Here is a 26121-nt window from a genome sequence, read left to right as displayed (position 1 = left end):
TACCATGTTTAATAAAGTCCTCATTGCCAACCGTGGTGCAATCGCTTGCCGTGTGATCCGTACACTCAAAAAATTAGGCATTCAATCTGTTGCTGTGTATTCCGAAGCAGACCGTGATTCTTTGCATGTGACCTTAGCCGATGAAGTTGTATTTATTGGTAATAGTCCTGCCAGCCAAAGCTATTTAAATGTCGATAAAATTTTAGAAGTCGCAAAGCAAACAGGTGCAGAAGCGATTCATCCGGGCTATGGTTTCTTGTCTGAAAATGCAGAATTTTGTGATCTCTGTGAAGCTCAAGGCATAGTATTTTTAGGGCCAAATTCGGCACAAATGAAATCATTTGGCTTAAAACATATTGCACGTGAAGTTGCAATTCAAGCCAATGTACCACTTCTTCCGGGCAGTCAGCTTTTGGCAGATGAAGCCGAAGCCTTAACGGAAGCTAAACGTATTGGTTATCCTGTGATGCTGAAAAGTACCGCAGGCGGTGGCGGTATTGGTATGCGTTTGGTGTGGAATGAAGAAGAGCTGAAAGATGCTTATTCTACGGTTTCATATCTTGCCCAAGCCAACTTTAAAGATGCAGGCTTGTACCTCGAAAAATTCGTGCAAAATGCCCGTCACATCGAAGTACAAATTTTTGGTGATGGCAAAGGTCAAGTGATTGCACTGGGTGAGCGTGATTGTTCGGTACAGCGCCGTAACCAAAAAGTAATTGAGGAAACCCCGGCACCGCATATCAATGATGAACAACGTGCTTATATCCAAAATGTCGCAATTCAATTGATGCAGTCGGTGAAGTACCGTTCTGCGGGTACGGTTGAATTTGTCATGGATACCGACACACAGGAATTCTATTTCTTAGAAGTGAATACACGCCTGCAAGTTGAACACGGTGTGACAGAGCAAGTGTTTGGTGTCGATCTTGTGGAATGGATGGTGACTTTAGGCAGTGGTGATTGGATTACACCAACAGAACAACTTGAATCGAAAGGTCATTCAATTCAAGTGCGTTTATATGCCGAAGACCCGATCAAGAACTTCCAACCCAGTGCTGGTTTACTGACGCATGTTGAGTTTGATAGTAATGCCCGTAATGAAACTTGGGTGGAAACAGGTTCCAATGTATCGTCATTTTATGACCCGATGATTGCGAAAATCATTGTGACAGCGGATGATCGAGACTTGGCAATTGCTGCAATGACCGAAACTCTCGGCAAAACATCGGTTGCAGGTATCGAAACCAATCTTGAATATCTACAAAACATTATCGACTGTGATGTATTTAAAGCCGGTACGCAAACCACACGATTCTTAAATACATTTGAGTGGAAAACCCAAAAAATTGAAGTGTTGCAATCAGGCATTCAAACTTCTGTGCAAGATGTCACAGGTCGTTTGGGCTATTGGGATGTGGGTGTACCACCATCAGGTGCCATTGATCCACTGTCACTTAATGTTGCGAATCAATTGTTAGGCAATGCATATAACACGGCAGGGCTTGAATGCACTTTGCAAGGACCAAGCTTAAAATTCCACTGTGATAGCCAAATCGTGCTTGCCGGGGGCGATATGCCATCAACCCTTGATGGTGTGGCTGTACCAATGTGGCAAACCGTGAATGTGCGTAAAGGTCAGATTTTAAAATGTGGAAAAATCGCCACAGGTTGTCGTACTTATATCGGGATTAAAGGTGGTCTGAATGTACCTGAATATTTAGGTTCACAAGCGACCTTTACCTTAGGTCAGTTTGGCGGTCATGCTGGTCGTAATTTATTGATTGGCGATATGTTGCCAATCACTGCATTTACATCTGAACAAGTGACAGCGCTTGCGCCTGAACAAGTGCCAACGTTTAGTCATGAGTGGGAAATTGCGGTGATGTACGGCCCACATGGTGCGCCTGATTTCTTCACCAAAAATGATATTGATACTTTCTTTTCCAATACCTTTGAGATTCACTTTAACTCAAGCCGTACCGGTATTCGTCTCATTGGTCCAAAACCAGAATGGGCACGTGAGGATGGTGGTGAAGCAGGTCTGCATCCATCAAATATTCATGACAATGCTTATGCCATTGGTGCGATTGATTTCACTGGTGATATGCCGATTATATTGGGTCCAGATGGTCCAAGTTTAGGAGGCTTTGTTTGTCCTGCCGTGGTGATTAATTCTGAGCTTTGGAAACTCGGTCAATTGAAAGCAGGAGACAAAGTCAGATTTATACCTGTGAGTTATCATCAAGCGAAACTTTTAAATGAAAAATATCATGCGCAATTAGAAGCATTTGATACGCAAGCTGTGGATTTTGAGGAGTCGTTCTATCCTGAACTTTCCACCTTAAAAAATGCGGTGCTTGATACATTACAAGGTCAGCATGGATTGCCGGATGTGGTGTATCGTCCTGCGGGCAACAACTACATGTTGGTGGAATATGGTGAGTTAGTACTTGATCTAAACTTACGTTTCCGTATCCATGCGCTCATGCAATGGGTTCAAAAGCAAAATATCACAGGGATAATTGATCTCACACCGGGGATTCGTTCGCTACAAATCCATTTTGATTCGATCAAGCTTGATCAAATTGATTTACTGCGTTTATTACAAGTTGCTGAAGCTGAATTGCCTGATGTGACCGAGATGCAAGTCCCATCACGTACCGTATATCTGCCACTCGCTTGGGAAGATTCGCAAACGCAATTGGCAATGGAACGCTATATGCAAACCGTACGTCCAGATGCGCCATGGTGTCCTGACAATATTGAGTTTATCCGTCGTATTAATGGTTTAAAAGACAAACAAGCGGTCAAAGATGTGGTATATGACGCGAGTTATTTGGTCATGGGTTTGGGCGATGTGTATTTAGGTGCACCTGTGGCAACACCGCTTGATCCTCGCCAGCGTTTAGTGACGACTAAATACAACCCTGCACGGACATGGACACCTGAAAATGCTGTCGGTATTGGCGGTGCATATATGTGTGTCTATGGTATGGAAGGTCCGGGAGGCTATCAGTTCGTGGGTCGTACTACGCAAATGTGGTCTCGTTATCGTAAAAACCCTGACTTTGAGCAAGGTATGCCGTGGTTACTCCGCTTCTTTGACCAAATTAAGTTTTATGAAGTGTCTGAAGAGAAACTCATGCAAATGCGTGAGGACTTTAAAGCAGGTCGCTTAAAACTCCGTGTAGAAGAAGGTGTACTGAACCTAAAAGAATACAATGACTTCTTAACTGAAAACCAAGAATCGATTTCGGCATTTAAGTCTGTGCAACAAGCCAACTTTGATGCAGAACGTCGTCGCTGGCATGAAGCTGGGCTTGCAGAGTATGTGTCTGAAAGCTTAGATGCTGTGACCGATGATAGCGATATTCAAATTCCTGAAGGTGGTTGTGCGGTGGAATCGCACATGCCGGGAAGTATTTGGAAAATTGAATGCAAGTCAGGTGATATTGTGGAAGAAGGTGCAACGCTTGCTGTGATTGAAGCGATGAAAATTGAGATTCCAATTATTGCGCCTGAGCGGATGAAGGTTTCTGAAATTACCATTGAAAAAGGGCAGACTGTGAAAACGGGGCAGGTGTTGTTTACGTTGTCGCCTGTGGCATAAAAAATCTTCCTTAACCTTCCTTTGAAAAAAGGAGGGGAATTTAAGACCGTCCGTAAGGGCGGTTTTTGATTAGTGCTTGCTTATAACGACAATTGTCGATATGATAAATTTAATACAGCCGCCACGCTTAGTTCTTCTTTGGAAGTCCGCGCAACCTTGGCGGTTTTTTATGCTTAAATATAATGAATTATGCTGAAAACCTATAATAAAAATCCACTATCTTATACGGAACAGGTAAATCACCTGAAAGCCAAGGGAATGATTATTCATAATCATGCTTGGGCTGAAACTGTACTTTCGAAATATGGTTATTATCGATTGAGTGCATATTGGCATCCATATCGAATTTATATCGATGGTCAAATTACCGATCATTTTAGGTCAGGAACTTATTTAGAAAAAATTGTTCAAATTTATGAGTTTGATACAGAATTAAGATTACATATTTTTAGTGCAATTGAAGTCATAGAAACGTTCTTACGTACAAAAATCACTTATTTTATGGCTCATCAATATGGTGCATTTGGCATATATTGTGAGGAAAATTTTCATCCAAAATTTAACCATAAGGTATTTATTAAAAATTGTGACAAAGAGGTTGAACGATCTAAAGATACGTTTATTCAGCATTTTGAACAGAATTATAAGGGCTATCCACACATTCCAATATGGATGCTGACCGAAGTTTTAAGCTTAGGTTCTTTATCATTTTTATATCATGGACTGGAAAATAACCAAAAATTAAATAAAGAAGATAAAAAAGCCATTTCACAGCATTTTAATATTCATCACGAGAAATTAGCCGATTGGCTACATATATTAACTTATGTGCGAAATGTATGTGCCCATCATGGGCGACTTTGGAATAGAGAGTTAGCCATTAAAGCGAAGTTGGATAAAGATGAAAATTGGCAGTCACCCATCACACCAACCAATAAACGCATTTTTTATGTATTGCTCATATTAAAAACGATGTTACGCCCAACAGGTTTTGACGCAGAGTGGTGTAGTCAAATGAATACTATACTCAAACCGATTTTAAGGGATGAAAATTGGCGTATGGCAATGGGTTTTCCAAATCATTGGGAAAACCATCCAATATGGAGTCTTTAATGAAATTTAATGAATACTCGATTATAAATAAAAACCTTCTTAGGCAGGTTTAGCCGTGATTGAAGCCATTAAAATTGAGATTGCGATTATTGCGCCTAATTTATGGTGGTTTTAGAAATTACAATTGAAAGTGGGCAAACGGTGAAAACAGGGCAGGTGTTGTTTACGTTAGCGCCTGTGGCTTGTTGTTAGCGAGTTAAATAAGATCGTCTGCATGGGCGGTTTCTGATTGAAAATAAATAATAAAATTGTTAGTGTGTCTAAAAATTATTTAGATAATTAAAAACTGTATGCAACAGAAAGAAGATTGTACTCAAAGGCATCTTTGTTGGAAAAAAATTGTTAGTCATATTGTGTCTTTATGGAAATGGATTTTTAGCCTTTATCCATTAGAAACCCCTAATCCTAATATAACAAAGCGCGACATGTTACATGATAGTATGCGTACAACAGCTAATTGTCGATTTAAAGCTTCAGAGCGTTTAAAATATTTAAATAACTTTTCATTATTCACTGCTACATATTTATCATTGGGATTAATCTTAATACCATTAATTCAAAATACTGATATAGCTTTGAATTTTCACGCGAAGGTTTTAAATTTAATGCAAGTTTTCTTGGCTGTAGCAGTACTTGTTTATTCGACTATAAATGCAACTGCAAGATACGATGCAAGAGCGATAGCATTAAATGACTGTGGTGACAGAGTAAAAAATCTAATTAGATCACTAAGAAATTTGCCTATGGATTGTGATGATTTTAGTGAAATACAAGATAAATATAAAGATGTTTTAAGAGACTCTGAAAATCATAGTCAACTAGATTATTTAAAAGTGATGTTAGAAAAGAAAGATGATTTTAATATTACGGGTTTGAAGAGACTATTCCTAAAAATTAAAGCATTGCTCTGGTTTTTTTCCCTTTTCTTTTACCTAGTTTAATGATTCTAATAGAAACAGTTTTTATATTGGATATGGTAGGTGTTACGGAAGTTTTACCTCAATATTTAGGTGGAGTTCCAGCAAAAAAATGACTGCACATAAAGCTGGATTAGAAAACTTAATAGTATGCACAGAAGTTTTTTTCCAAAATCATTGGAATGGAAAAAAATTAGGTTTACCTCCTAGTTGGTCAGCAGTACACACAGACTTCCGAAAAATCCCTAATTACGATAAACAAGGGGTTTATGCTTTCGTACATGGTAATGAGATTACATATATTGGTGCTGGCACATCACGTGGTGGCGGTCTATATCGCGGCAATGGATTAAGTGCTAGAGTTATGAAATACTGTCGTTGGATTGATAAATCTAACAATATTTATGGTCCAATTGATGACAGATTAAAAGAAGCAGGAGCAATTGTGACTATCGGTTTTGAGCAAGAATATGCTTATATTGCTAATGCTTTAGAGGTATTTCTAATTTCAAGGCTTAAACCGAAATATAATGTTATTAAAACTGGTATGTAGTGATTTTGTAAAAGTCCTATTATTGGACATTTATTAAAGGTATTTAAATTAACATAACTAGCAGAAGAAACAAAAGTGAGAAAGCTGGAAAAATCACTTTAGACGATCTACAAGATCAAGTTCATAAAAACCACGCTTTAAAAATTTCTATTAATTATCCAAATGCTCTCTCAAAATGCGTCGTAACTCTAAAATGGCATCCGCAGATTCATGGATTGAATGTCCACCATAGAAAATCTTTTCAGACACCGCACCATCTAAATGAGAACTTGTATAGGGAACAATGCCATCCGACATTTTGCTCGGTTCAGTACTTTGCGTCTGATTTCCCATAATAGAATGATAAGGAATATCTTTATTTGGCATGATGTCAGCAGACAACAGCATAAAACGTGATTTTTGACTTAAATCTGCTGGCCCAGACTTAATCAGGCCCATCGTTGAATTTTTTGCATTCGGGATTTCAACATTGACATCATTTAAAAAACTTAAAGGCAATACCACGATTTTTTTCGCCAAATTGGTAAACCAGCGGTCTGCATAGTCAGTACCATGATGCGGTGCGGCAATGAAAATTGCACGACTAACTGGCTTCAATGGTTTAAAGACAAAACGATCGCGGATAATTGGATGACGTTGTAACTGTGTGTTTTGTTCATAGTTCATGAGTGGAATAGCTTGAGCGGAAATATCAGCATCGCTAACCAATAAACGACTGATGATACCGCCCATACTATGTCCGATAATGACAGCATCCTGAGCCGATGGCGTATTGGGCTGAACAGTTGCAAATGCCTGTTTGAGTAAAGCATTGATTTGAAAACGACTCTCAAATATTGGCATATTGGTTGAGTAAAACACTTGCCAAACTTGGTAATGATCACGCAGTTTTTGATCACCCATGATGTTATTGGTCAAACCAATCCAAGTTTCAGGACTGCTGGCTAAACCGTGAACCATAACAATAATTTTTTTATTGGGTTGATACGGCTCTAACATAAACACATGTGGCATGCGCAAATGTTCTTCTTTATTCAGGAGTGTCCAATAGCCAGATTGTCCTAATTTATTTTCGGCTAACCAAAGTCCATAAGGTACAGAATAATTGGCCGTTAGGGTATAGGACTGAGATTCAATTTTTGCCTTTTTAAATTGATAGGGATTAAATAATTCAACCTTAAAGTGTGATTGCGGCGACAAAATTTCACTAATGCTGCTATTGGTCTTGGCAGGCTCTGCGATCGCACTGACAGATAAATAGCGTGCTGTATGGATATTGGGGTTGGATTTATTTGAATAATATTGTTCAGGATCTAGTATAAAAGACTGCGCAGCAGACAGATCCGTAGCTTTTTTGACTAAGACAAATTCAGAACCAATGCCTTCCTGACGGTTAATGGTTTTTAAGCCTGAAAAATTAAAATTATAGCTCGACAGTAATTTATCAATGTCCGCATTTTTGATTTCTGGATAATGCTCATAGTTAAAATGATAAAGCGAAGAACCCAACATTAAACTTTCAGGCATTTGCTGATAGTCAAAACGGCTGAATGATGAGGTAATTAAACGTGATAAAGCCACATTATAAAAGGTACGGACTTGTCCCTGACGCAAATCAAATAAGCGTTCCTCTGGGGCTTGAGCGGATTTAAATAGATAGACATAGCTGTAGCGCAGACTAAAATCAAAGTCTGCAAGCTGCTGATCCATACACATTTTTATTTTGCTTGAAGCTAATTTTCCGCTGTGTTGTTTTAAGCTTTTTTTGCATTGTGGATTTTGATCGGCTCTTAAAGCACGTGCCATGTACAGCTCACTTGCTGCTGCATAGACTTGAGCAATATCTAAAGTTTCATTATTACGCATTTTGTGAATACAGCTTTCAAGCGCATTTAAACAAGATTGGTCGCTTTCATTCACCATTAACAGGATTTGACGGCTAAATGTACTGAGCTTCTGATGGGTTAATATGCTATCTGTTTTATTATTTAGTGACGCACTGAGTTGATTTTCTTGTAATTTGACCAATTGGCATCCACTAAGCAAACTCAGGCTGATGATACACATGAAACGAGCGGGTAAATGCGTGAAAGGCATCATTGGAAAGGTCACAGGCATCTATTTTTTGTTATTTTAACCTTTATAAAATAGTAAAAATAGGGCAGGTGTTACAGTGCTCAATCCAAGAAAATTACTACGTATACATCCTTTCAAACTAAGCTAATGTACGAATACTGTGATACCGAAAAGTTGATTTGAGATTCAAACACTGTCGCGTGTTAAATTTAATCTAATTGTGCTGCTGGTTTTTTAAGGTCATGTTGAGCAGTTTGTGGTGAATAAACCGCAATTTATCCAATACTGGATTCGACAGCGTAAACGGATATGCATCATCTAAGCCCATGCTGCGGTTCAACGCATTTAAATTAAAGGTCAAGGTCATCCAGTGTTGCAGTAGTAGGTCAAAATCCTGAGCGCCAATCGGGTTTTCTTTCAGTTCTAAATTATTCAAATCCGACTTATTGGTTTTGACCACTAATCCTGCATAGTAGGCTGTTTCTAGGGTGTCCATCATATGCAAATAATGCGCCCATGTTTCCGCCCAATCTTCCCACGGATGCGTACTGGCATATGAACTGACATAGTAATCCGCCCAATTTTGCGGCGCACCATCATTATAATGCCGTTTCAAAGCTTCACTATAATCTTGTCGTTCATCACCAAACAGTTCTCGAAATTCCTCAATCAGTTCAGGGTATAAATGTTTAATCAAATCAAAATAATAATGACCGCTTTCATGTCTAAAATGACCTAGAAGTGTACGGTAGTTTTCCCCCATTTTTATACGCGTTGTTTCGCGGTAAATCACATCTGCTTCACTGGCATTTAAGGTAATAATGCCATTTGCATGACCGGTCATCACCGGCGCATCTTCCGTGGGCATGAGAAAGTCGAAACGCAGGCCAAAACGGTCATCTTGACTGCGTTTAGGGCGCGGCATGGTATTCAGTTGCTGCATTAAATACAAAAAACGCCGTTTGGCATGTTCCAAACGCGCCCAGTACACAATATGGTCTGGATTATCTAGGTTGGGGATGGTGTGCGTGAGCAAGCAAGATTCACAATAAATTTCCTCACTGTCGGCAGGTACCATCCAGTTGCAAACCTGATGATGTTGATAATTATGACAAGGTTTAAAGCGTTTTCCCTTTATTTCAGGATTTAACGCAAGCCATAACGTACTGCTGTGCTTTTCAAAACAGCCCATTTGCTTTTCAGAGGCAATATAACCCAGCGCAGTCTGACAATTGACACAGTGTGAATTGGCAAAAAAGATTTGGTTAGAACAGACCGCGCAGCTGAAATACTTCATAGGCGTTGAGTGATTAATAGTAAGATTAATCAGTATAAATGATGTTCAATGTTGATGAAATAAATTGAACTTCAAGTTTGTTACATGCCGGTCAATGCTCTTGTTTAAGAACAACGACCTTTAGAAATAGTCTTTCATCAAATAATACATCGCAGCAATAGTGCAAAGGGGTCTCGATGAGTGCATTTATTGCACAAATCATGAACAGTAAAATTTAAAAGAAAGTTAAAAGAACAAAATAATCGATCATTTTTTGTATTTCTCACTTGGCACAGATTCTGCATTTCTATCGATATTACGAAATAAATATTTTGTATTACTCAAACAGGAGATGCATATGAACCGCCATCAATCTGCAACATTTCTGCATCAATTAAAGCAATTTTTTATTGAGTTACTGAGCGCCCGTGCGGGTTTCTATATTCAGCAAAAAAAATAAGGAAAAACAGTGCCTAAACAAAAGCTGGCGCGTATCAGTATTACCGTGCCTGAAAAAACAGTCGATGCTTTGGATCAAAAAATTGTCGATCAGCATTATGAAAGCCGTTCTCAGGCCATTGTCGACATGATCAATAAGCATCTGATTGCCGATCAGGAGCAGCGCAACGAAGTGATGGTTGGCACATTTACCTTACTTTATGACGCAAGTAGTACGGCGCTACGTATTCAGCTTTTAGATTTACAGCAGCAGTTTTTAGAACAAGTGGTGAGTTCGCTGCATATTCAACTCGATGACCACAAAATTTTAGAAGTCATGATTCTGCAAGGCGTCAGTTCAAAGCTCAAAGTTATCAGTCAGCATTTTTCAGCACTTAAAGGTGTGATTAAAGGACATTTGGAGTTGATGGACGCTGTAATGCCGCCAATTCCGCAAAATGCAAAGAATTAAGGAGTTTTAAAATGGGCCAATTATACCGTTCACAAGGTCAGTTTAAAGACCAAATCACAAACCAAAAGCAAGCACATGCTAATGCAGCCAACCATAGACCAAATCGTGCAAAGCGTAATGCTCAATCTGTCAGTAATCCGAATACACCATCGTTTTTGAACACCAATACCAAATTTAACTGTAATGCCATCGGGGAAATCGAACTATGATCAAAAAAGCCTGCTTATCTGCATCCGTTGTGACCGCTATCTTACTGGGGGGGTGTGACAATACAGCCAAAACACCTGAACCAAACGCGCAAGCAGAAGGCACAGTCAATACAAAAGCCATCACGATCGGCTATAGCGACTGGCCTGGTTTTGTCGCATGGCAAGTTGCTATTGAAAAAGGCTGGTTGAAAGAAGCCGGCGTCAATGTAGACTTTAAATGGTTTGATTATTCATCTTCACTATCTGCATTTGCGGCAAATCAGTTGGATGCTGTTCTAGTCACCAATGGTGACAACTTAGTCACGGGTTCTGGCGGCACGAAAGGCGTCATGATTATGGCGACGGACTATTCTGCGGGTAATGATGTCATCATTGCTAAAGATGGCATCAATAGTTTAACTGATTTAAAAGGAAAAAGTGTCGCGACAGAAAAAGGCTTGGTTGATCATTTGCTTTTGACGACGGCGTTAGATGATGCAAAAATTCAAGCTTCTGAAGTAAAGTTGGTCAACACCATGACCAACGAGCTGCCACAAGTATTTGCAAGTCCTGATATTGCAGCGATTGCCGTGTGGCAACCGGTTGCAAATCAAGCGCTGAAAGCAGTTGCTGGCTCTAAAATCATTTATACATCGAAAGATAAACCCGGTCTGATTTACGACACGTTAACCGTCAATATGACGCATTTATCTGCCAACAAAGAAGAATGGAAAAAAATCATTCAAGTTTGGGATAAAACGGTTAAGTACATCAACGACCCTGCAACGCATGCCGATGCAGTGAAAATCATGTCGAACCGCGTTGGCGTTAATCCTGTACAGTATGAACAGTTTATTGGAGGCACACATTTACTGGATTTAGCTGCTAACAAACAAGTCTTTAAAAAAGGAACTGGTTTTGACTCGATTTATGGTTCTAGCTACCACGTGAATAAATTTAATGTTGCCAATGGCATTTATAAAACCGAAATGGATGTCGATGGATCAATCTATCCAACATTGGTTGAAGAACTGAAATAAGTTGAAACATAAATAAAAATAAGCCCTGAATAGTATAAATGCTTCAGGGCTAACAACATCAATTTAATATCAATGCAAATAATGAAGTGCAGAACTCAAGCTTCTTCATCCATGGCATTTGAGTAAAACTTTACACCCAGTTTGATACAGTCACGGCCATGACTCATACGCCAGCGGTTGGTATCACGCAGTGAATATACGCACCCACAATATTCTTGCTGGTAAAATTCCTCATTTTTATTGATCTCTAGCATTCGCACAGCGCCACCATTTTTATGCCAGTTATAGTCCTAATAACTTATGCCTTCATAATGTGAAGCGGAGCGATGACCACAGTCATTAATCTGTTTCATATTTTTCCAGCGTGAAATTCCCAGTGAGCTACTAATTAAGCTAAAACCATGTTCTGCCGCATAAAGTGCAGTACGCTCGAAGCGCATATCAAAACACATCGTGCAACGAATGCCTTTTTCAGGCTCATTTTCATACCTTTAGCGCGAGCAAACCAATTGTCTGTGTCATAGTCAGAGTCAATAAACGGAATGTTATGTTTCTCGGCAAAGCGGATATTTTCCTCTTTACGGATTTCATATTCTTTCACAGGATGAATATTGGGATTGTAAAAAAAATTGAAAAATCGATACCTGATTCAATTAATGTTTCCATGACTTCGCCAGAGCATGGTGAAACAGCAAGAGTGGAGTAAAAACTTGTCATGACCTACTGGGAGAGTCAGTGTCTGACGTTCTAATTTATTAGACATGATTTTAAGAAGGTATAAGTATAAACCGAATATTTTAGCGATTCCTTAACATACCAAAGTTCGAATATGCTGATTTTTTCTAAGTATAAAAGTTGAGTCATATTCAGTATATTTACTAAAAAGCTGAAACGACATGAATATATGCTTATTTCATATTTGGTTTATCTATTTATGGCAAGGATTAAGAACTTTATAGCTCAGGACAAAAGTATATTAGTGTTACAGATTCAATATTAAAACAATTAGTGATTTGATCTTTTTTCATTTTAAAGTTAGAAAAATTCACCCGAATGAATAAATCGCTGAATTTTTAGAGTGGAGATATTGAGCCAATCTGTACGATTCGACACATTTCAGATGTGTGTTTGAATGAAAAAATTTTCATTGAATTTTTTTTAAGCCCTTATTTATATTAAACAAAATTTAAATGCTACCTGAGTGGCAGTTTTTTTATCGCCAGTTGAATGATGCATAGTTGAAGAAAATTCATTGTATTTAAATCTTAAACATGAATTTATCTCACTTTGAGTTGAGGTTAAATCATTTTTATTCATCTTAAGTTTCACGTATAAATTACTCCATACAGAAATTTTGATTATTTTTAATTTTAGGGTAGTGAATCTCCATGAGTCATAAATTTGCATGTTCAATCAAACGTATCCGCTTTGATGAAAACTATAAACCAGCTGACAATACGCGTCTAACAACGAACTTTGCCAATTTGGCACGTGGTGAACACCGTGAAGAGAATCTGCGCCGTACTTTGGCAATGATTAATAACCGTTTCAATAGTTTAGCTACTTGTGACAACCCAAATGCAGATCGTTATTCACTTGAAATTGACATCATTTCGGCTGAACTCGATGTGGAAGGCAATGGTCAAACTTTCCCATTTATTGAAACTTTAAAGAGCACCATCATCGACCATAAAACCAATGAACGCATTGAAGGCATGATTGGCAACAGTTTTTCATCGTATGTACGTGACTATGACTTCAGTGTGGTATTACCGGCACTCGGCTGCAAGTTTAATGAAAAACCTGAAGATTTTGGCGATTTACACGGCAAGCTATATCAACACTTGATCAATTCTGACGTATTTAAAGCTGAATTTAAGAAACAACCTGTCATCTGTTTAAGTGTTTCAACGACAAAAACCTATTACCGTACTGCAAATGTGCATCCGATCTTAGGTGTGGAATACACTAATGATGACTATTCACGTACCGATGATTATTTTGCAAAAATGGGCTTAAGCGTTCGTTACTTTAAACCTGAAAATGCAACTGCACCATTGGCATTTTATTCAGCAAATAACTTGCTCAGCGACTATACAGATTTCGAATTGATCAGCGCGATCAGCACCATGGAAAGCTTCCAAAAAATCTACCGTCCTGAAATTTACAATACCAATGCGACAGCAGGTTTAGTGTATCAACCAAGCTTAAGCTTTGGCGATTACTCATTAACTCGTATTGTGTATGACCGTGTTGAACGTGGTCAGTTGGCGGTTAAACAGGGCAAATGGACAGAAGAGAACTTTATCCAGCCATATAAAGACATTCTGAATGAGTGGGCGGCTAATTTTAGTATTGAAAATGCAGCCGCAGCTTAATTTTAAATCACTTGTGATTTAAAGCAGCTGTTTTAAAGAATATGTTTCATGCATCAGTTAATTTGTGATCAATATTTATTTCGTAAAGAAATTTCCCTCTCTTTTTAAGGAGAGGGTTAGGGAGAGGATTTATATGAAATGCTCCCTCATCCTCTTGCGGAGCATGCTCCTCATCCCATAGGGAGAAGGGACTTTCAATATGAATTTAATAATCAATTGATAACTTTTTGGTTTTTGCAAAATTTAGAATATAGAGATAGAAGATCGAATATGGCCATTTTACTCCCAACTTCAACTGCTGGCAGCTTACCTAAACCATCTTGGCTGGCTGAACCTGAAAAATTGTGGTCAGCATGGAAACTTGAAGGCGAAGAATTATTAGATGCAAAACGTGATGCGTTGAAATTATCTTTGCATGAACAAATCCATGCAGGCATTGATATTGTCAGTGATGGTGAACAAACCCGTCAGCATTTTGTGACCACGTTTATTGAACATCTTGAAGGTGTAGATTTCGAAAAGCGTGAAACGATGCGTATTCGTAATCGTTACGATGCAAGTGTACCGTCTGTGGTGGGCGAAGTATCGCGTAAGAAAGCAGTGTTTGTGGATGATGCAAAATTCTTACGCAGCCAAACCAATCAGCCGATCAAATGGGCACTGCCTGGCCCGATGACGATGATTGATACCTTGTATGATGGTCACTACAAGAGCCGTGAAAAATTGGCTTGGGAATTTGCTAAAATCCTGAATCAAGAAGCTTTAGAGCTTGAAGCGGCAGGCGTAGATATCATTCAATTTGATGAGCCTGCGTTTAACGTATTTTTTGATGAAGTCAATGACTGGGGTATTGCGACATTAGAGCGTGCGCTTGAAGGTTTGAAATGCGAAACAGCCGTTCATATTTGCTATGGTTATGGCATTAAAGCCAATACCGATTGGAAACAGACTTTGGGTAATGAATGGCGCCAATACGAAGAATCATTCCCGAAACTACAGCAATCGAAGCTCGATATCATCTCGCTAGAATGCCAAAACTCTCGTGTACCTATGGATTTGATTGAACTCATCCGCGGCAAAAAAGTCATGGTTGGCGCAATTGATGTAGCAACTAATCAGGTTGAAACAGCAGAAGAAGTAGCCAATACATTACGCAAAGCACTTCAGTTTGTAGATGCAGATAAGTTATATCCTTCAACAAACTGCGGGATGGCGCCTTTACCTCGCCAAGTGGCGCAAGGCAAACTAAATGCGCTAAGCGCAGGCGCTGCCATTGTTCGCCAAGAATTGACTGCATAAATTTGAGCTGACTCGGTTTCATGTACGGGCAATAAGGAAATTAAATTTGCTATTGCCCAAACCTGAGAAAGAGAAAAGCCATATAGACCATTGAGATTGAAGAGATGATTGAAGCAACTGATTTTAGAAATGCAATGTCTTTATTGACGACTGCAGTCAACGTGATTACGACTGAGGGTGAAGCAGGCATGCATGGATTTACAGCATCAGCAGTATGCAGTGTGACAGATACACCGCCAACTTTGCTGGTTTGTATGAATCAATCATCTCGTTCTCATGCGCATTTTCTTGAAAATAAAGTTCTGTCTGTCAATGTTTTGGGCGCACAGCATGAACAAATTTCCAATGCTTTTGCTTCAAGCAAATTAAACTCTGAAGAGCGGTTTAAATTGGGCTCTTGGACTGCATTAGAAACAGGTTCACCAATATTAAAAGATGCTTTGGTCAGTTTTGACTGTCAGATTGAACAGATTCAAGAAGTGGGTACGCACAGTGTGTTTATGTGCCGTGTGGTTGCAATCAAGCAAAGTCAGCAGGAAGAAAGTTTAGTGTATTTCAACCGTGCTTATCATGCTGTGGGTCAAGTGGAGTTGGCTTAAACCAGTCAACTTCTTCAATACATCTCTTTAAAAGTATCTATTTCGTGGAACTCATTACTTTCTTAATTATTGGCGCATTTGCAGGTTTTGCTGCGGGGCTGTTTGGCGTTGGCGGCGGTACTATCATTGTGCCTTTGCTCTATATTGTTTTTAGCCAAATGGGCTATAGTCCCGATGTGATTATGCATTTGGCGCTCGGCACATCTTTGGCTACGATTGTTGTGACATCGATCAGCTCCTTGATGGCGCACAATAAAAATGGTGCTGTGATTTGGCCTGTATTTAAAAATTTAGCTCCGTCTATGGCGATTGGCTGTTTTGCAGGCGCAGGGATTGCAGGCTGGCTGTCAGGCTTACATCTGCAAATGATTGTCGGTGTGTTTTTACTTTGGGTGGCTTATACCATGTTTATGGGTGCAAAAAAGCCAGTCGATCCAAATAAAACACTACCATCTACAGCTAAACAAATTGCAGCAGGTTCGGGCATTGGTGTGGCATCGGCCATCTTCGGCATTGGCGGCGGCAGTATTACGGTACCGTATTTAACGGCAAATGGCGTGGTGATGCAAAAAGCGGTCGGGACGTCTGCGGCTTGCGGTTTACCCATTGCCATTGCTGGTGCATTAGGCTTTATGTTTTTTGGTGTGCAACAGCAAGTTGAAATTCCAAATACCATTGGCTTTATTCATATCTATGCCTTTTTGGGCATTAGTGTGATGAGTTTCTTTACGGCTAAATATGGCGCGAAAACTGCGCATGCGCTTTCACCAGCAGTACTGAAAAAATGTTTTGCTGTGCTGTTATGTATTGTTGGATGCTTTTTTCTAGTGAAAGGCATTTTATAGAAGCCGACAGATCACAGTTAATTCATTCGAAACGTATGCTCTAGTGTGCAACAGCTAGCTAGAGCATTTTTATCTATAGCTATTTAAGTCTTTAAAATTTCAGAAAAATTATTTAAAAAATTCATTTTAAAACTGACATTTCAAAGCTCTGTGCTTTTAGAAAAAACATTAATAATCACAATACCCAATAAAATAAAGGCCAAACCAATCATGGCAGGCAGGTCTAAATTTTGTTTAAACACAATCCAGCCCACACAAGAAATCAGTACAATGCCTGCAGCAGACCACATGGCGTAGGCCAATCCCATTGGAATCGATTTAAAGGTCAAACCTAAAAAGAAGAGTGCAATGGCATAGCCCAATACTGTAAAAATAATCGGTACTAGTTCAGTAAAGCCATTGCTGGCTTTTAAGGCGGACGTGGCAATCACTTCAGCAATGATTGCGATGAGCAAATATATAAACGACATTGATTTCCTATAGACATTCTACGGCATGGTGCAAGAGGTGCTGTTTTTCACTTCGTAACCAATCTGTACTTTCTGTCGTGGTATCAGTGTGATGCTGAAATGCAAAATGTGGAACGTAAATATCCACCTCGAACATCAGCTGTACTGCTTGACCATTAATAATGACGTTTTGCATCAAATGTGTTTCATCAATAACTTCAAAATGATCAAAATTAAGTGATTGATCTTGCTGAGAGGAAGTCGTTGTAAGGTGCTTATGCAGACCATCTACAGCGATGGATACTTCAAAGCTTTGAATCACCGTTTCATACATAGTAGGTGCAGATGATATGTTGATGCTGGCAACAGTTTGCTGATCTGCAGGTAAACGACTCAGTGCGAAGGCCACATGCTTATCACAAATAATTAAACCGCCATCCATCTGCAATGGTTCATGACTTTCTACATCGAGGGCTGACTGCAACCGCAGGCCTAAAAATAGCCCTTCATGAACTTGCTGACGCCAGTCTTCGACATACACATTGCTTGGAGAGAATTCTAAAATACAGTTGCCAATCGCATGTAGTTTTGCAGGTTCTGGCCATTGCACATAATTTTGATAATTTGAGTGTGCTTTAACATCCCAAGACAATAATTGCTGTTCAGCATCCCAAAGAGTATTTCCAATCCAGCCTTGACGCTCATTCACTGGCGTATTTTCTTGGCTTTTTAAACGTAGATCGATGGTAAAACTACGTGACTGAAACCAATACACAATGGTTTTTTCATCCGTTAATCCATTCGAAAAACTAATGCTTTTACGGCGAAAAGCACCATACAAATAGTCTGGAATAGGGCCTGAAACCTCTTGGCTTGCTGGAAGCTGTACTAAAGCCTGAAATAGATTCATGCGCTTGCTCCTTGTACTTCTGTATTTTCATCCATACCAAATGATGACAAAGGCACAGCATTTCTAAGACTTAGCTCTCCTGAAGCGATACGCTTTTTGAGATAACTAAAGGTTTGCGCGGTTTGATTAAATAAATGTTCGCCACCAATTAAGGGCTGATATTTGGGCGCTTCAGTAGAATGTACTGGCTCAATAATTGTGTCGTAATTACAGGTACAGAACAGAGGGAAAGAGTAGCGTTCTTCAGAGACTTTTTTAACACGGTGCTTGGTGGCCAAATATTTGCCATTCGACAAAATTTCCATCATGTCGCCAATATTCATCACCAAGGTATTTTCAATCAATGGAATATCCATCCATTCACCTTGTTTATTTAAAACCTGCAAACCTGGTGCAGTCGGTAAGAGCAGTGTAAAGCACTCATAATCTGTATGCGCGCCAATACCTTCGGCATCTTTCACTTCAGGGTTATACGGATAATGGATTAGACGCAGCTGGCTGGTCGGATGGGTAATTTTGCAATCAAAAAAATGCTCATCTACATTCAATGCTAAAGCAAAGGCCTGAAAAATTTCTTCGCTGATACTGCGTAAATGGTGGTAATAATCACTGACCGTACTTTTAAATGTGGCATCATCTGGCCATAACGTAGGGCCAAGCAAAGGAAATGCTGTCGCTTCGCCGTGGTAATCATAATTGACGTCATAGGCTTCTTTTAAGTCATAGCTGTTGCCTGCAAACTGTTCTTCACCAATTGGTACATAGCCACTGTGATTTTTCGACAGTCCAATATAGTGTTGCATTTTACTGGCGGTATCTTGTTGGAAATAGCGCTTTGCCACCTGAATTAGTGATGTCGCAAAATCAAAATTGAACTGATCACCTTTTAAATAAAGAAAACCAACATCTTTACAGGCTTGATCCAACGCAGAGGCCACCTCTAAGCGTTCTGACAGTACTGTGCTTTGCATTTTTGAAATATCAACAAGTGGCAAAACATAAGATTCATTCATCTTCAATTCCTATAATGTTGGCCGTCCAACGCTGTAGTACATCATTTAGGCCGTCCTAAAGATGAAGAGGGATTAATCCAGTTATTTTTGCGTACTGACTTGGGTCATACGCGGAATTTTCGGTAGGTTTTCCATCGCTGGGTCGAGCTCGTCTTCCTGTGCATGCACCAAGAAATCTACCCGTTCGCGCAGTTGTTTAAATTCAGGACTCAGCATGAGTTCAGGATTTCTTGGGCGTGGTAAGTTCACCTCAATAATTTCCTTAATTTCACCAGGATTGGCTTTGAGCGCCACAATACGATCCGCCAATAGAATCGCTTCATCCATATCGTGGGTCACAAAAATAATCGTGATATCAATGTTTTGCCAAAGATCCATTAAATGTTTTTGCATTTTTTGGCGGGTATGCGGGTCAAGCGCGCCAAACGGCTCATCCATCAATAATATTTTGGGTTCATTGACCAATGCGCGGGCAATGGCAACGCGCTGTTTCATCCCACCAGAAAGCTCATGCGGGTACTGATCTTGGTATTTTTCTAGACCAATAATATCAATCCATTCGCGGGCGCTGGATTCAGCCGAAGCATTGCTGGCACCTTTCATTAAAGGGCCGAACATCACATTTTCTTTGACTGTTTTCCATGGAAAAAGCGTGTAGCCTTGAAACACCATGCCACGCTCAGGGCTTGGGCCTTCAATCGCTTGGCCATCGACCAGCAATTCACCGCTACTGTAAGGATCAAGCCCAGCCACAATTCGGCTAAAAGTCGATTTACCGCAACCCGATGGGCCAATCACGCAGATAAATTCACGTTTATGAATCTTTAAATCCAACTGATTTAAAATAGTGCGCTCAGTCTTGCCGTGTTTAAAACTTTGTGTGAGTTTTTTTGCTTCCAAAATGACAGGGCGCGCATAAATTGCATCGAAATAAGTGGTGGCATTAAATTCTGTGCTGTTCATTATTTTGCTCCTGCTTTCCATTTAAATAGACGTTGTCCGAGTTTCATTAGCACCACATCGCACACTAAACCAATCACCCCAATGATGAGGATCGCGGCATAGACATTGTCAAAGTTTTGGTAACGCGCTTGTTGAGTAATAAACCACGTAATCCCAGAGGTTGTGCCGATTAGTTCAGATACGATCAGATAGGTCCAAGCCCAGCCCAGCAATACACGCAAGTCACGGTAAATGTCAGGAAGCGCCGCTGGAATCACCACATGAAATAAGCTTTTCAATTTATTGGTGCCCAGCGTAAAACCTGCTTCGATCAGGCCCCGGTCAACCATCCGTGTGGTATTGGCAATAATTAGAATTTGCTGAAACAGCGTACCAATCACGATAATGGCGATTTTAGGTGCATCATTAATGCCTAAAATCGCAACGGCTAAGGCACCAAAAGCAGGAGCTGGCAAGTAGCGAAAAAATTCAACAAAAGGTTCGGTCAGTTGTGATATTTTTTGAGAAAAACCGCAAAGAATGCCGAGCGGAATACCGATGAGAGAGGCAATAAAAAAAGCGCTGAACACAATTTTAATACTGTGCCATAAGCTTTGATGAAACCATGGGGCATCAGGTTGGGCAGGCGGGGTAATGAAGGCTGTAACCAGCGCTTTTGCCACTTCATGCGGTGCAGGTAGATAGATCGGATTGACCAGTTTACCTTGAGGTGGTGCTAAACCTGCATTCACTGCAGATTGCGCTTCGGCATAAAACACCGCTTTGTCTACACGGCTATCGACTTGCAAATACGGCACACTGCCAGACTGAGTAATTTGCACCTGTGGATGCCATAAAAATGGCAAATAACTCACTGCACACCAAATAAGCACAGGAATTAAAAATGATCCGAAGCCGAGCAATAGCTTACTTTTCGGACTGAGCTCTCTTGCGACATAACCCATACTGACCAAGCCCCAATATTACTTTTTTAATAAAACGTAATACTGTTAAGCAATTAGAATGCCAAAGGCCTGTATGCCGTGATTTAACTGCAATTGATAAAGTTGAATGGACTAAATATCTGAAAAAGCCTGCCAAGGTAGCAGGCAAAATGATTTTTTGGATCTAGAACAATGCCAAAATGTACTTTTATGGCGCAACTAATTGCTCAAATAGCTTTTTCATGCCTTCGCTGGCACCTGCTTTAATCAGTTCATATTGCTCAGGTACACGCTGATAATCTGCTTTCGGGTCAATATAAAATGCACGGCAGCTCGGTCGAATTTGGTGAATCAATCCAGCCACAGGGTAGACCGCTAAACTCGTACCAATCGCAATAAAAATATCCGCGCTTTGTACGCTTATGCTGGCATCGTCATAGGCAGGAACTGCTTCGCCAAACCAGACCACATGTGGCCGTAAAGGATAACCCTCAGGGCATTTGTCGCTGTCTAAGTTTAAATCTGCACCTTCAATAAGGAAAAATTCCTGCGTATATTGCGCCTGAGGGCCAGAGCTTTTTGCGTAACGAATACTGCCATGCAGATGCAGTACATTTTGACTGCCTGCACGTTCATGTAGATCATCAATATTTTGTGTAATAACTTGAACATCAAAAAAATCATCGAGTTCTGCAATCAATTTATGCGCTGCATTTGGCTCTGCGGCTAAAATATGTTTACGGCGTTCATTATAAAAACGCTGTACTAAAGCAGGGTCACGTGCCCAAGCTTCAGGTGTGGCCACATCTTCAATACGATGCTGCTCCCAAAGACCATCACTGTCACGGAAGGTATTGATGCCGCTTTCTGCGCTCATACCAGCACCTGAAAACACCACAATTTTTTGCATAGATTCTAGCCTTATATTTTAATTGATGCTTCCATTAGGTACGGTTACATGTATTGAACGAATAATGCAGCGAATTTACTGTACTCAAAATATAGCGACTACTTCAACTCAGCTGATGCAATTCTTGTAGCACCCAATCGACAAATTTTTGTATTTGCGGTGAACTGTCTTGACTCGAGTGGACCAAATAATACTTTCTGCTACCGTGCAGTTTTTTATTTGATGCAATCACCAATTCTTTTTTTCTCAGTTCTGCTTCGATCAGCATTTGTGGAATCAGTGCCATACCCATGCCATGACTGGCTGCCACAGAAAGCATAGAAAATAGTTCATGTCGCTGACCATCAAATGGTTTGGGATGCTGAAGCTGATGGGCTTGAAACCATTCTTGCCAAATACTTGGACGGGTGGTTTGCTGTAATAAGGGCAATTGAAGCAATTCATCATCGCTTAAATTAAAACTGTGATCATCTGTCATTTCCGCAAGTGGAAAGTTGTTTTCAATCAATTTGGGGGAGCAGACGGGAACCACTTCTTCATCCATTAAATAATGCGCTTGAATACCCGGCCAATGCTCAATTTGTTGTTGCGTTCCTGCAAAAATAGCTGCGTCAAAGACATTTTCATTAAATAAAAAAGGTTTGGTACTGGTTTCCAAATGCACGGTAATTTCAGGATGCTGTGCATTTAATTTATTTAATTTTGGCAACAGCCAACGTGTGGCAAAAGTTGGCACAACGCCCAGTTTTAAAGTACCGCCTAAGCCTTTGTGCGTCATAATATCAGAGGTGCTTTTTTCGATACCTTGCAAAAAGGGTTTAATACTTTTTGCATATTGTTTGCCTGCTTCAGTGAGATCTACACCGTGACGCGTTCGGCTAAATAGCGTGACACCTAGATATTCTTCTAGCTGTTGAATTTGGCGTGACACAGCACTTTGAGTAATAAATAACTCTTGAGAAGCGTGCGTATAACTTGCGTGTTTTGCAGCAGATTCAAAGCAAATTAAGCTTTGCAAAGACGGAATATTGCGCCGCATAGATAAAGTCCTTTTTATCGATAGGTATCACAAAATGGCATATAAGAATGATTTTCATATACCACTATAGTCTATAAATAAAGCAATCCGCAGTTCAAATCAGTGGCTAAAGTGCTTAACACGCCGTGAACAAAGCTCAGGTATGCGAAAGGCGCATATCTACATGCAAATTAATCGTTTGAATGAATCACTTTTCACACATAGCATCAAATAAAACAAAGAAAGCCCGAAAAAGCAGAGGATGCGATGAATCAAATGGTCAATGTAAAAAAAACCAAAGTACAATTTAACTGGCAAGATCCGTTTCTTTTGGAACAGCAATTAACTGAAGAAGAACGCATGATTCGCGATACTGCGCATGCATACTGTCAAGAGCGTTTACAGCCACGTGTACTCGAACAATTCCGCCATGAAAAAACCGATGCATCTATTTTCCGAGAAATGGGCGAACTTGGCTTACTTGGCCCAACGATTCCAGAGCAATACGGCGGCGCAGGTCTAAACTATGTTAGTTATGGTCTCGTTGCACGTGAAATTGAATATGTGGATTCTGGCTACCGCTCAATGGCCAGCGTTCAAAGTTCTTTGGTGATGGTGCCAATTAATGAATTTGGCTCTGAAGAGCAAAAACAAAAATACCTGCCAAAACTGGCAACGGGTGAATACATTGGCTGCTTCGGTCTGACTGAGCCTGATCATGGCTCTGACCCAGGTAGCATGATTACTCGTGCAAAAAAAGTCGAAGGTGGCTATCGTCTCACGGGTGCAAAAATGTGGATTACCAACAGCCCAATTGCCGACGTGTTTGTTGTTTGGGCGAAAGAAGTATCGCCTGAAGGTAATGTGGGTGACATTCGCGGTTTTATTTTGGAAAAAGGCTGGGACGGTCTATCTGCTCCAGCAATTCACGGTAAAGTTGGCTTACGTGCATCGATTACCGGTGAAATTGTGATGGACAATGTCTTTGTCCCTGAAGAGAATGCTTTTCCAGAAGTACGTGGTTTAAAAGGTCCATTTACCTGTCTAAATAGTGCTCGTTATGGTATCGCTTGGGGCGCAATGGGCGCCGCAGAATTCTGCTGGCATACAGCGCACCAATATACTATGGACCGTAAACAGTTTGGCCGACCTTTAGCTGCGAATCAGTTGATTCAAAAGAAATTGGCGGATATGCAAACTGAGATTGCCTTGGGTCTACAAGCTGCGCTTCGATTTGGACGTATGAAAGATGAAGGCATTGCTGCTGTAGAAGGCACATCACTCATTAAACGTAACAACTGTGGCAAGGCTTTAGATATTGCCCGTGTTGCGCGTGACATGATGGGTGGTAACGGCATTTCTGATGAGTTTGGTGTTGCCCGCCATCTGGTCAATCTCGAAGTCGTCAACACGTATGAAGGAACGCATGATGTACATGCACTGATCTTAGGTCGTGCGCAAACAGGCATCGCGGCTTTTAGTAACTAATTGAATTCAATATCAATAGGGCGCTCTGCATAGAGTGCCTTAGAGACTTTTTATGCAAAAATAAACTTAATCAATAAAGGATTCATCGTGAAACACTCTTGTAACTCTGTGCAATAGCCTGAGCAGTGATGAAATAAAAAGAATAAAAAAGGCAAATGTGCAGACATAGGAATGCCGATGACTCATTTGGGAAAATGAGGAACAAGGAAATGAATAACGAAATGCAAAACGGAGCAGGAACGCTCAAATTGCCTTCTAACGTGGGCACGATGCATCGTATTACAAGCAACACTTGGAAAATGGCTTTTATTTTTGCCTTTATTTCCTTGGTGATTGATGGTGTAGACATCATGTTGCTGTCATTCAGTCTCACCAGTTTAAAGGCTGAATTTGGTTTAAGTACATTTCAAGCCGGAATGCTTGGTAGTTCTTCTTTAGCAGGGATGGCGCTGGGTGGTATTTCGGGTGGATGGGCGTGCGATAAATTCGGTCGTGTGAAAACTATTGCTTGGTCGGTAGTATTTTTCTCAATCATGACCTGTATTTTAGGCTTTACCCAAAGCTATGAACAATTTTTAATTTTACGTTTTATTGGCGCTTTTGGACTGGGTTCTCTTTACATGGCGTGTAATACGCTCATGGCAGAATATGTGCCAACCAAATATCGAACAACGGTACTTGGAACTTTGCAAACCGGTCAAACCGTGGGGTATATCGTTGCAACGCTGATGGCGGGTGCCATTATTCCAGATCACGGCTGGCGGATGCTATTTTATGTCACCATTATTCCTGCTGCTTTTGCCCTGATCTTTATGCGTTTTGTTCCTGAACCAAAATCTTGGCAGGAAGCAAAAATTGAGCAGCTAAAATGCCGTGAATTAAAGCTTGAACCTGTACAGCAACATGCTGCAGTCAAGCAAAACGCACCTTCTGAAAGTATTTATAAACGTATTTTTGGGCATACCAATCATCGTAAAATGTTCTTCTTTTGGATGTCGACCGCTGCATTTCTACAATTCGGTTACTACGGTGTCAACAACTGGATGCCAACGTATCTAGAAACCGAACTCAGCATGAACTTTAAAGCCATGACAGGCTATATGGTAGGCGCATATACCGCCATGATTCTGGGTAAAATTTTAGCAGGCTATGCCGCTGACAAGTTCGGACGTCGTATTACCTTTGTGTTTGGTACGGTAGCTACGGCAGCATTCTTACCGATCATCATTTTCTATAACACACCAACCAACATCGCCTATTTACTCGTAACTTTCGGTTTCTTATACGGTATTCCATACGGTGTAAATGCAACTTATATGGCAGAAAGTTTCTCTACGGATGTACGCGGAACAGCCATTGGTGGTGCTTACAATATGGGACGTTTAGGCGCAGCCATAGCACCAGCAACCATTGGTATGATTGCCGCTGGCGGATCATTCACCATGGCCTTTATTGTAATGGGTGCTGCGTACTTTATTGCAGGTGTTATTCCGGGCTTGTTCATTCGTGAACGTCAATATGATCCCCAGCAAGCATCACTTTCTTCAGATGCGGAAAAAGAAAAACTGGCAAGTGTAGAAACATATGTTGATGATGCAGAACAAAAAGCATCTGCAAAAACTGCAACAGTAAAATAATTAAAA

22 protein-coding genes and 2 pseudogenes are annotated in these 26121 nt (G+C 40.3%); 14 read left to right on the top strand and 10 right to left on the bottom strand.

All coding sequences use genetic code 11. The annotated features are described in order from the left end of the window. Positions 1-4 precede the first annotated feature (4 nt). From uca to FTU02_RS03065, 5 genes and pseudogenes are all read left to right on the top strand, one after another. Positions 5-3610 carry an urea carboxylase gene (uca, locus tag FTU02_RS03085; protein ID WP_180155742.1) on the top strand — a complete coding sequence of 1202 codons (3606 nt, stop codon included), beginning with the start codon at positions 5-7 and terminating at the stop codon, positions 3608-3610. 189 nt (positions 3611-3799) lie between these two features. Further along, complete coding sequence (locus FTU02_RS03080) at positions 3800-4723, top strand: Abi family protein (protein WP_180078838.1); 924 nt, start codon at positions 3800-3802, stop codon at positions 4721-4723. 43 nt (positions 4724-4766) lie between these two features. Further along, positions 4767-4915, top strand: a pseudogene (locus tag FTU02_RS16485) (biotin/lipoyl-containing protein); the annotation flags it as partial. Between the two features lie 98 nt (positions 4916-5013). After that, on the top strand, positions 5014-5664 hold the full coding sequence (locus FTU02_RS03070; RefSeq protein WP_180155740.1) for an SLATT domain-containing protein: 651 nt from the start codon (positions 5014-5016) through the stop codon (positions 5662-5664). An 88-nt stretch (positions 5665-5752) separates the two neighbouring features. Then, entirely contained in the window at positions 5753-6193 is a 441-nt protein-coding gene (locus FTU02_RS03065; RefSeq protein ID WP_180078832.1) for a GIY-YIG nuclease family protein, read from the top strand. 150 nt (positions 6194-6343) lie between these two features. Here the strand turns inward: FTU02_RS03065 and FTU02_RS03060 are convergent, their stop codons facing one another. Continuing rightward, positions 6344-8293, bottom strand: a complete 1950-nt coding sequence (locus tag FTU02_RS03060; protein ID WP_180155737.1) for a triacylglycerol lipase — start codon at positions 8291-8293, stop codon at positions 6344-6346. A 190-nt stretch (positions 8294-8483) separates the two neighbouring features. Then, a complete protein-coding gene (locus FTU02_RS03055; RefSeq protein ID WP_180155735.1) occupies positions 8484-9566 on the bottom strand; it encodes a putative zinc-binding metallopeptidase in 1083 nt (360 codons plus the stop codon). A gap of 448 nt (positions 9567-10014) precedes the next feature. Between FTU02_RS03055 and FTU02_RS03050 the strand changes: the two genes are divergently transcribed. Genes FTU02_RS03050 through FTU02_RS03040 form a run of 3 tightly spaced genes read left to right on the top strand, consistent with a single transcriptional unit; the run spans position 10015 to position 11683 of the window. Next, complete coding sequence (locus FTU02_RS03050) at positions 10015-10455, top strand: ribbon-helix-helix protein, CopG family (RefSeq protein ID WP_180155733.1); 441 nt, start codon at positions 10015-10017, stop codon at positions 10453-10455. An 11-nt stretch (positions 10456-10466) separates the two neighbouring features. Continuing rightward, positions 10467-10664, top strand: coding sequence for a hypothetical protein (locus FTU02_RS03045; RefSeq protein ID WP_180023649.1), 198 nt, complete (start codon positions 10467-10469; stop codon positions 10662-10664). Further along, positions 10661-11683 (top strand): ABC transporter substrate-binding protein, encoded by a 1023-nt coding sequence (locus FTU02_RS03040; protein WP_180155731.1) that lies wholly within the window; start codon positions 10661-10663, stop codon positions 11681-11683. The genes FTU02_RS03045 and FTU02_RS03040 overlap by 4 nt, the downstream gene beginning before the upstream one ends. Before the next feature lie 95 nt (positions 11684-11778). On the opposite strand, the pseudogene FTU02_RS03035 reads toward FTU02_RS03040, so the two are convergent. After that, positions 11779-12446: pseudogene (locus FTU02_RS03035) on the bottom strand (epoxyqueuosine reductase QueH). Between the two features lie 625 nt (positions 12447-13071). Here FTU02_RS03035 and FTU02_RS03030 point away from each other — a divergent pair. From FTU02_RS03030 to FTU02_RS03015, 4 genes are all read left to right on the top strand, one after another. Continuing rightward, on the top strand, positions 13072-14061 hold the full coding sequence (locus tag FTU02_RS03030; protein ID WP_180129743.1) for a putative oxygenase MesX: 990 nt from the start codon (positions 13072-13074) through the stop codon (positions 14059-14061). A 270-nt stretch (positions 14062-14331) separates the two neighbouring features. After that, entirely contained in the window at positions 14332-15360 is a 1029-nt protein-coding gene (locus FTU02_RS03025) for a methionine synthase (protein ID WP_180065402.1), read from the top strand. Between the two features lie 104 nt (positions 15361-15464). Next, positions 15465-15959: a flavin reductase gene (locus FTU02_RS03020; protein ID WP_180155729.1), complete on the top strand. Its 495-nt coding sequence runs from the start codon at positions 15465-15467 to the stop codon at positions 15957-15959. A gap of 44 nt (positions 15960-16003) precedes the next feature. Continuing rightward, positions 16004-16804, top strand: coding sequence for a sulfite exporter TauE/SafE family protein (locus FTU02_RS03015; RefSeq protein ID WP_180155727.1), 801 nt, complete (start codon positions 16004-16006; stop codon positions 16802-16804). A 140-nt stretch (positions 16805-16944) separates the two neighbouring features. Here the strand turns inward: FTU02_RS03015 and FTU02_RS03010 are convergent, their stop codons facing one another. From FTU02_RS03010 to FTU02_RS02980, 7 genes are all read right to left on the bottom strand, one after another. Then, positions 16945-17274, bottom strand: coding sequence for a multidrug efflux SMR transporter (locus FTU02_RS03010; RefSeq protein WP_168377505.1), 330 nt, complete (start codon positions 17272-17274; stop codon positions 16945-16947). Positions 17275-17281: 7 nt separating this feature from the next. Next, the gene (locus FTU02_RS03005) at positions 17282-18163 is read right to left on the bottom strand and encodes a hypothetical protein (RefSeq protein ID WP_180155725.1); all 882 of its coding nucleotides are present in this window, start codon (positions 18161-18163) and stop codon (positions 17282-17284) included. Further along, positions 18160-19176: an isopenicillin N synthase family oxygenase gene (locus FTU02_RS03000; RefSeq protein WP_180155723.1), complete on the bottom strand. Its 1017-nt coding sequence runs from the start codon at positions 19174-19176 to the stop codon at positions 18160-18162. The genes FTU02_RS03005 and FTU02_RS03000 overlap by 4 nt, the downstream gene beginning before the upstream one ends. Before the next feature lie 81 nt (positions 19177-19257). Beyond that, the gene (locus FTU02_RS02995; RefSeq protein ID WP_180084999.1) at positions 19258-20139 is read right to left on the bottom strand and encodes an ABC transporter ATP-binding protein; all 882 of its coding nucleotides are present in this window, start codon (positions 20137-20139) and stop codon (positions 19258-19260) included. After that, positions 20139-21083 (bottom strand): ABC transporter permease, encoded by a 945-nt coding sequence (locus FTU02_RS02990; protein WP_180155720.1) that lies wholly within the window; start codon positions 21081-21083, stop codon positions 20139-20141. The genes FTU02_RS02995 and FTU02_RS02990 overlap by 1 nt, the downstream gene beginning before the upstream one ends. 187 nt (positions 21084-21270) lie before the next feature. Next, complete coding sequence (locus FTU02_RS02985) at positions 21271-21972, bottom strand: Sir2 family NAD-dependent protein deacetylase (RefSeq protein ID WP_180155718.1); 702 nt, start codon at positions 21970-21972, stop codon at positions 21271-21273. Positions 21973-22075: 103 nt separating this feature from the next. Continuing rightward, positions 22076-23011 carry a LysR substrate-binding domain-containing protein gene (locus FTU02_RS02980; RefSeq protein ID WP_180155716.1) on the bottom strand — a complete coding sequence of 312 codons (936 nt, stop codon included), beginning with the start codon at positions 23009-23011 and terminating at the stop codon, positions 22076-22078. 246 nt (positions 23012-23257) lie between these two features. Here FTU02_RS02980 and FTU02_RS02975 point away from each other — a divergent pair, with 246 nt between their 5' ends. Then, positions 23258-24478 carry an acyl-CoA dehydrogenase gene (locus tag FTU02_RS02975; RefSeq protein ID WP_180155714.1) on the top strand — a complete coding sequence of 407 codons (1221 nt, stop codon included), beginning with the start codon at positions 23258-23260 and terminating at the stop codon, positions 24476-24478. A 209-nt stretch (positions 24479-24687) separates the two neighbouring features. After that, complete coding sequence (locus FTU02_RS02970; protein ID WP_180155712.1) at positions 24688-26115, top strand: MFS transporter; 1428 nt, start codon at positions 24688-24690, stop codon at positions 26113-26115. Positions 26116-26121: the final 6 nt, after the last annotated feature.

The organism is Acinetobacter sp. YH12045, from assembly GCF_013419925.1.
In the GTDB taxonomy this organism is placed as follows: domain Bacteria; phylum Pseudomonadota; class Gammaproteobacteria; order Pseudomonadales; family Moraxellaceae; genus Acinetobacter; species Acinetobacter amyesii.
Note: the sequence above shows the minus strand (reverse complement) of the source record. Positions and strands in the feature narration are given on the sequence as shown.

Coding starts and splice junctions, on each gene's coding strand:
- FTU02_RS03040 (WP_180155731.1), top strand. CDS start 10,661: ATGATCAAAAAAGCCTGCTTATCTGCATCCGTTGTGACCGCTATCTTA.
- FTU02_RS03065 (WP_180078832.1), top strand. CDS start 5,753: ATGACTGCACATAAAGCTGGATTAGAAAACTTAATAGTATGCACAGAA.
- FTU02_RS02980 (WP_180155716.1), bottom strand. CDS start 23,011: ATGCGGCGCAATATTCCGTCTTTGCAAAGCTTAATTTGCTTTGAATCT.
- FTU02_RS02975 (WP_180155714.1), top strand. CDS start 23,258: ATGAATCAAATGGTCAATGTAAAAAAAACCAAAGTACAATTTAACTGG.
- FTU02_RS03010 (WP_168377505.1), bottom strand. CDS start 17,274: ATGTCGTTTATATATTTGCTCATCGCAATCATTGCTGAAGTGATTGCC.
- FTU02_RS03020 (WP_180155729.1), top strand. CDS start 15,465: ATGATTGAAGCAACTGATTTTAGAAATGCAATGTCTTTATTGACGACT.
- FTU02_RS03030 (WP_180129743.1), top strand. CDS start 13,072: ATGAGTCATAAATTTGCATGTTCAATCAAACGTATCCGCTTTGATGAA.
- FTU02_RS02970 (WP_180155712.1), top strand. CDS start 24,688: ATGAATAACGAAATGCAAAACGGAGCAGGAACGCTCAAATTGCCTTCT.
- FTU02_RS02995 (WP_180084999.1), bottom strand. CDS start 20,139: ATGAACAGCACAGAATTTAATGCCACCACTTATTTCGATGCAATTTAT.
- FTU02_RS03045 (WP_180023649.1), top strand. CDS start 10,467: ATGGGCCAATTATACCGTTCACAAGGTCAGTTTAAAGACCAAATCACA.
- FTU02_RS02990 (WP_180155720.1), bottom strand. CDS start 21,083: ATGGGTTATGTCGCAAGAGAGCTCAGTCCGAAAAGTAAGCTATTGCTC.
- FTU02_RS03060 (WP_180155737.1), bottom strand. CDS start 8,293: ATGATGCCTTTCACGCATTTACCCGCTCGTTTCATGTGTATCATCAGC.
- FTU02_RS03055 (WP_180155735.1), bottom strand. CDS start 9,566: ATGAAGTATTTCAGCTGCGCGGTCTGTTCTAACCAAATCTTTTTTGCC.
- FTU02_RS03070 (WP_180155740.1), top strand. CDS start 5,014: ATGCAACAGAAAGAAGATTGTACTCAAAGGCATCTTTGTTGGAAAAAA.
- FTU02_RS03005 (WP_180155725.1), bottom strand. CDS start 18,163: ATGAATCTATTTCAGGCTTTAGTACAGCTTCCAGCAAGCCAAGAGGTT.
- FTU02_RS02985 (WP_180155718.1), bottom strand. CDS start 21,972: ATGCAAAAAATTGTGGTGTTTTCAGGTGCTGGTATGAGCGCAGAAAGC.
- FTU02_RS03000 (WP_180155723.1), bottom strand. CDS start 19,176: ATGAATGAATCTTATGTTTTGCCACTTGTTGATATTTCAAAAATGCAA.
- uca (WP_180155742.1), top strand. CDS start 5: ATGTTTAATAAAGTCCTCATTGCCAACCGTGGTGCAATCGCTTGCCGT.
- FTU02_RS03080 (WP_180078838.1), top strand. CDS start 3,800: ATGCTGAAAACCTATAATAAAAATCCACTATCTTATACGGAACAGGTA.
- FTU02_RS03025 (WP_180065402.1), top strand. CDS start 14,332: ATGGCCATTTTACTCCCAACTTCAACTGCTGGCAGCTTACCTAAACCA.